The following is a 2308-nucleotide window of genomic DNA, read 5'->3' as shown; positions in this document are numbered from 1 at the left end:
TAGGGAAAACTGTGGACAAAAAAAAATAGGCCTTAAAATGCACTTAAAAAATGAAAAAAAATTGTATTAATTTTGATCAATTTTTCAAAAAAAAAATAGGTCTTAAAATACACCTAAAAAATGAAAAAAATTGTATTAATTTTGATCAATTTTTTTTTTTAAAAAAAAGGGAGATTCTCTGAAAAATCAGAAAGGTTTTTGTTGAATTTTAATGGAGAGATTTTGCTATTTTTTTGAGAATATTTATTCTTTTGTCAACTATTTTTTTTAAATCTTTTAATTGTGCACCAGGTATAAAACCTTTTAAAAATTCATCACTAACTTGTCGTGAAATAAGATGTCTTAATTCATTTTCTCCTTTAACTTCTACTAATTTCTCTAACCGAGTAGCTTCTTTTTTCTTTTTCCTTATTTCTTTTCTATTACTATGATACATGTAAGATCTTTTTAACTGATCCTCTCTCAGCCTTCTAGAATAATCATATTCATTAATAGTTATTCCTTCTTCTTTAAAAATTTTATGATTATAGTTAGCCAACTTATTATTTAATTCAGTTTTCCATCTTTCAGGACAAATCCCTACTAAATCTATCAAACGTTCAGTAACAGCAATAGCTGAAGGAAAATAACGCCTAGATACTCGATCCCAGCATTGACGATAGGTAATAAATCCTAAATCGCGTAGCATAGCTAAAGCTCTTGTACCTCGAGTAACAGATTTATTTCCCGCTGCTGATATGGTAGTTAGTCCACAGTACTCTGTAAGCATAGTAGCGCTAATAGGAACTTGTTTAGATATTACATTAACATGATACAAGATAGCCCTTAACATCGCGTTTAAAGCTTTCCTACGCGATTTATATATACGTCGACACCGTTCTGGAGGTAAAGCCAAATAGAAGTGTACTTCCGCTGTTAGATCTCTATCGTGATTCCTTGTTATTGCGTCAGAAAGCACAAATGGAATTTTATGTTTGTAATGAACCGGAATTCGAAATTGAGGATTAGAATTTTTACTTCTATTAATCGCATTTACAATATTTCTTTTCATTCTTGTTAACCTTTAAATATATCGGATAATAAAAATATTTATAAAATCATTTTAATAGATAACCATATAAAAAAATATGTACTTAACCATTTCTAGTTAAGTACAAATGATTCTATTTAAAAGAATATTTTTCTCTTAGAGAATATCTTTTTATTTTTTTTCATTAATAATTTCTACTTTCCTTGGTTTTTCTTGTTCTGGTATCTCATATTCGAAATCTAAAGTTAATAAACCCAGTACAATTTTCGCTTGTTTTACTTTAATTCTATTATCTAAATTAAAACTTAAAGAAAAACTATTCCTTTTAATCCCTTTATGTAACCATTTATAATTATCTTTATTATCGATATTTTCTTTATATTTTCCAGTAATTGTTAATTTATTATTATGTACCAAAATATCTAAATCTTCTTCTTTATATCCAGCTGTATTAATTATTAATTGATAATTATTCTCGTTCTTTTGAATTAAATCATAACTAGGTATATCTGATATCGGTTTTTCACCTGTCAATCTGCTAAACATGTTATCTATTTGCTTAAATCGATCCGAAAACATATCTTCATATAGACCAGGAACTAAAGAGAAAGAATGATAAGACATAAAAATTCTCCTTACTTGAGACCTAATTAATAAAATTTTTATTACATTAACTGATACTGAATTAAATCTCTTCTATTTATTTATATAAGGATATATTCTATCTTTTCAAGATATTTTAATAATTACATAAAAAATAATCATTAGTTATGTAATTTTTTTACTAAAAATTTTTTCTTTCTATATTCTCGTTTATGTATTTTGAAGGAAAATAAAACTTTAAAATATATGATACATTTTTATTTCCAAAATTTATTTAAAAGCGAAAATTTTAAAAAAGCATTCTTTTTTAAAAATATCTTTAATTTTTTACCTAATTTCTTTCAAAAAAAAATTTTTGCTTTTTAACATTTCTTGCCTTAAAAAAATTAAAAAAAATTAATAATTAATATCAATAAAAAAGAAAATTTATTTTTTTTAATGCCTAAATATTATACAAAAAAAATAGATAAATTTAGCACAAAATAAAAATCGAATTTTGAACAAATAATGATCATATTTTTCATATTTTTTTATCTCTTTCAAAAATAGTGAAAAAAAAAAGTTATCCACAGGTAACGAGGAAGTTATTTAATTATTTATTAGTAAATTCTTAAAATAGTTTCATTGCATTTTCTATATATCTTGCATCAAATGGTAAAAACCAGTTGCACTTTT

General features: G+C 24.2%; 2 protein-coding genes. Both read right to left on the bottom strand.

Annotated elements, in window-relative coordinates; genetic code table 11:
* Positions 1 to 208 precede the first annotated feature (208 nt).
* A complete protein-coding gene (repA, locus tag AB4W77_RS02695) occupies positions 209 to 1051 on the bottom strand; it encodes a plasmid replication initiator RepA (protein ID WP_367681701.1) in 843 nt (280 codons plus the stop codon).
* 150 nt (positions 1052 to 1201) lie between these two features.
* Positions 1202 to 1654 (bottom strand): Hsp20 family protein, encoded by a 453-nt coding sequence (locus tag AB4W77_RS02690; protein ID WP_367681702.1) that lies wholly within the window; start codon positions 1652 to 1654, stop codon positions 1202 to 1204.
* Positions 1655 to 2308 lie beyond the last annotated feature (654 nt).

It is taken from the genome of Buchnera aphidicola (Pemphigus immunis) (genome assembly GCF_964059115.1).
Classification (GTDB): Bacteria; Pseudomonadota; Gammaproteobacteria; order Enterobacterales; family Enterobacteriaceae; genus Buchnera_C; species Buchnera_C aphidicola_C.
The sequence above is the reverse complement of the archived record's forward strand: the minus strand, read 5'-3'. Positions and strand labels throughout refer to the sequence as shown.